This window comes from Methanospirillum sp., assembly GCF_035560735.1.
Taxonomy (GTDB): domain Archaea; phylum Halobacteriota; class Methanomicrobia; order Methanomicrobiales; family Methanospirillaceae; genus Methanospirillum.
This window is the reverse complement of the sequence record NZ_DATMYY010000152.1, coordinates 1-3953: the sequence shown is the minus strand read 5'-3', so window position 1 is coordinate 3953 and position 3953 is coordinate 1. Positions and strand designations below refer to the sequence as shown.

The 3953-nt window shown below is 50.5% G+C and carries 3 protein-coding genes; all 3 read left to right on the top strand.

Features of this window, described 5'->3' with window-relative positions:
• Positions 1–224 precede the first annotated feature (224 nt).
• Positions 225–581 carry a hypothetical protein gene (locus VN429_RS04555; RefSeq protein WP_325630272.1) on the top strand — a complete coding sequence of 119 codons (357 nt, stop codon included), beginning with the start codon at positions 225–227 and terminating at the stop codon, positions 579–581.
• A 52-nt stretch (positions 582–633) separates the two neighbouring features.
• The gene (locus tag VN429_RS04550) at positions 634–3528 is read left to right on the top strand and encodes a hypothetical protein (RefSeq protein WP_325630270.1); all 2895 of its coding nucleotides are present in this window, start codon (positions 634–636) and stop codon (positions 3526–3528) included.
• Positions 3529–3622: 94 nt separating this feature from the next.
• Positions 3623–3943, top strand: coding sequence for a hypothetical protein (locus VN429_RS04545; RefSeq protein WP_325630268.1), 321 nt, complete (start codon positions 3623–3625; stop codon positions 3941–3943).
• Positions 3944–3953: the final 10 nt, after the last annotated feature.

The following is a 3953-nucleotide window of genomic DNA, read 5'->3' as shown; positions in this document are numbered from 1 at the left end:
GATTGATATCAGAACTGATCTCAAGAATGGACAGGGGGGTCTTATCATCAAAGAATCGATGAACAAAAAACCAGAATCCCCGGCTCTAACTCATGCTTGGCGGCCGGTTAAATCGGGGATTAATCATTGTATGGTGGGGATATGTTTAATTATATCCAACTTCGGTGTTGTATGTTTGTCTGTTTTAATTGACTTTTGTTACTGGTTACACAGACCCGGTGGAAATGATGTACCAGTATCATAAATGTCAGACCCGTCGCACAGTTGAGTATGTAGCCAGAAACATCCTGTTACGTGAAGGATATGCTGTGCTAAGGGTTACGGAGCGTCAGGGTGGTATTCCGTCTCTATTTCATCTGATTGCATGGAGAGAGGATCTGGGGATTCTTTTTGTCAGGACCGGGTCTACACGAATGAGTGTACATTCGTTCAATAAACAAGTTGAACGGCTCTCATTGTATGTCAGAACCTGCTGGTATCCAGGTGATGTGCAGTTCTGGATAGCAAAAGGAGGGGAATGGGATAAGTACCAGATCCTCCCAGGTGGAGCAATTCCAATTCTGGAGGAGAAATCAGAATGATCCTCTGCAGATCTTCTGGCCATATCTCATCTTGTGGCGGTGGGAATGAGAAATGACGGGAAACAACCTGAAAGATGAGGTTTTCAGGACTCTTTCACTTCTCTTTCATCAAGGCCAGGTTATCGAGGTCAGGGCAATCACGGGAGAAGGAATCTCTTCCGGGTATTACAGTGACCTGGACACTGCTGCCAAAGATATTGTTGACCGTGAGAAGGATGCTCATGTTACCGGGATCTATGTCACACTCAACGAGGTTAATCCTGCACTTCTTGCAAGGCGTGCGAACCGGATCAAGCACAGACTGGAGCGAAAGGATTCCACAACTGCTGATGCTGATATTGCCCGGAGGCGATGGCTGCCGATTGATATCGATCCGGTCAGGCCCTCGGGAGTATCGTCATCAAATGAAGAGCATACCCGGGCACTTTCTCTCGCTTCGTCAGTAGCAGCCTTTCTTTCTGAGCAGGACTGGCCTGATCCGATCATCGGAGACTCAGGAAATGGTGCTCATCTTCTCTACCGGATTGATCTCTCAAATGATGAAGAGAGCAGGAAGTGTGTTAAATCTGTACTTGAACTGCTGGACTGGCGGTTTTCTGATGCACAGTGTAAGGTTGATACGGCGAACTTCAATGCAGCACGTATCTGGAAGATATACGGAACTATCTCACGCAAAGGAGACAATCTTGCTGACCGGCCACACCGGAGATCAAAGCTTCTGAAGATCCCTGCAGGTCTGGGAGATTCAGCCTCTTTGGTGAGTGCAGAGCAGATTCAGAAGCTGCTCGCATCCTGGCAGCCTGATTCGGTGAGCACATCTTTGGAGAGATCCACGAGCCGGAACCAGGAGGCCGGGATCGATCTTGCATCCTGGCTCTCTGCTCATAATCTCTCATATACAGAAAAGCCGTACAATGGTGGCCGACTCTTTGTGCTTGATGACTGTCCGTTCTCATCTGCCCATACAGACGGGGCATATGCGATTCAGTTTGCGAAGGGTGCGATCTTTGCAGGGTGTCACCATGACTCCTGTGGTGGTGGAAGACAGCGATGGTCTGAACTTCGGGCTCTGTTTGAACCTGTGAAACCTGATATTGAGACAAGGCTTGCACGGCTCAGGTCTGAGCGGATCAGGGCAAAGAACGAGGCCGAAGGCCGGTGTCGCCCGACTGAGTATGAGATTGCACAGGCTCGTGCTCTCTCACAGGCTTTTAATGAGACAGCAGGCCCGGAAAATTCGCCAGCCGGTGCAGTAAAGCTGGAGAAAGAGGAGATTGATCTGGCCATCGGTTCCCGATGTACAGAGATCCTTGAGTCTGGCGATCCGCTCTCGTTTATGCTTGAGACGTTTGCGTCTGTTCACGAAGGCGATCAGACTGTTGCCGAGTGTCTTGTACACTCGCTTGCGTCCCGGTGTGTGATCAACAGCAAAGGGCTGCATGTCTCTATCACCGGTGAGTCTGGGAAAGGGAAGTCTCATGCCATCGATACGATGAAGAGTCTTGTTCCAAAGAAGTTCAGGCTTGAAGGCCGGATGAGTGACAAGGCCCTCTTTTACATGGAGGATCTCTGTGCAGGCAGTGTGATCTCACTTGATGATGTGAGTCTTTCTGACCAGATGCAGGAGGTCTTAAAGGGCGTTACCTCGTCGTTTCAAAAGCCCTTCCTGTACCGGACCGTGAACAAGGAGAGAAAGGTCCAGGTCTGCACAATTCCGCAGCGGTGTGTCTGGTGGATTGCCAAGGTTGAGGGTCCGGGTGATGATCAGGTCTTTAACCGGATGCTCACCTGCTGGATCGATGACAGTGAGGTCCAGGATAAACGGGTACTTGAGCGGACATTGTCAGGTGCAGAAAATCTTCCTGGTATCAGCGGTCCTGAATCAGAGGAGGTTCGTGTGTGCAGGCAGATCTGGGATTCGCTCTCTCAGGTCTGGGTTGTTATTCCGTATGCGACCAGGATCAGGTTTCACTCTGCAGAGAACCGGAGGAATCCTGATATGCTGCTTGATCTGATCAGGACAAATGCTGCACTCAATCAGCGTCAGCGTGAGTCACAGGAGATAGGGTCAGTTATATGTGTGATTGCGAGCCGGGCTGATTTTGATGAGGCTGCACGGCTGTATGAGACGCTGAACGGGGAGTCTGGTGCACAGGCAAACAAGCTGACAAAGCGTGAGAGTGATCTGATTGCTGCCTTTATTTCACTGAATCAGTCAGAGGTGACGATTGCCGAGCTGCAGCAGCTGACCGGGCTTTCGAACTCGACGGTTGGCAAACTGCTTCACGGGTATCATTCGTATGGCAAGACGTATTCCGGTCTTCTTGATAAGTGTCCGGCTGTCTCGTATCTTGACCGGACAGTGATGAGAGGTGATGAAGGCTGCTCGACGATGCGACGAACCCGGGTGTATCTCTGGGATGCAGTGCTGTATGATGCCTGGGAGAAGGGTGGGAGTGTCTGGCTCTGTGATGATGGTCAGGATCATGATCCAGATGATCATGATGATTCTGATCCAGGGTCTTCTCCTGAACCTGAAGAGGCTGTTCGGTCTTATGAGATCTCACTTTCTGATGTGAACTCACGAAGTTTTGCCCCGGTTTCTGGTCTTCCTGATCGTCACCGGTGCAGTGTGTGTGGCAAGCGTCCGACTCAGTACCAGGAGCGGGTTTCTCATTGTTCACAGAAGATTCAGCGGATGCTCTGCTCTTCGTGCTATCGCCGGGCAGTGTCGCGTGAGGTTGCATCTATCATTCCGCTTCCGGGTGTGATTGACAAGAAGGCTCTTGAACGGCGTTCTTTTTCGAGTGGTCGCTGCCAGGTCTGTGATCTCAAGGCTGCTGTCTGGTCTGATCCGGTTTCGCAGGTGCATCTGTGTGATCAGTGCTATGAGAGGCTTGATTCAGGTGATGATGACCCTGATGTTTCCAGTCCAGGTCCTCCGTAGTTAAGATAAATTCAATTTTCAGGGCGAGCGTGGGGAAGTTGTACTGTACCGTGTCAATGTAATATTTTGAACAATTTTGTGATGTGAGGATTGTATGAGTCAGTTTGTTGAGAGTGAGAAGAAGAGTTCAGGGTTTGAGCTCTGTGGGCGGATGATCAGGGATAATGAGTCCCTGGTTGTGTTTATCGACGGTGTAGGAAGGTTTGAGATTCCGGGACGAGTTTTGACAGGAGTTCTGGCCGGGTTTGGAGATGAGGAGTTGTCCTGGGGGAGGGTGAGGCTCTCTGAGAGTGGCCGAGGGCTCTATCTGGATATCGGGACCTTCAGTTATGTCAGTCCGGTGGCACGGATCAGGGCGGTGATGGAAGGGAGGAACCGCAAGGGTCCGGTGAGCAGAGTGGTCAATGCCAGTTAAATTTTTGAAT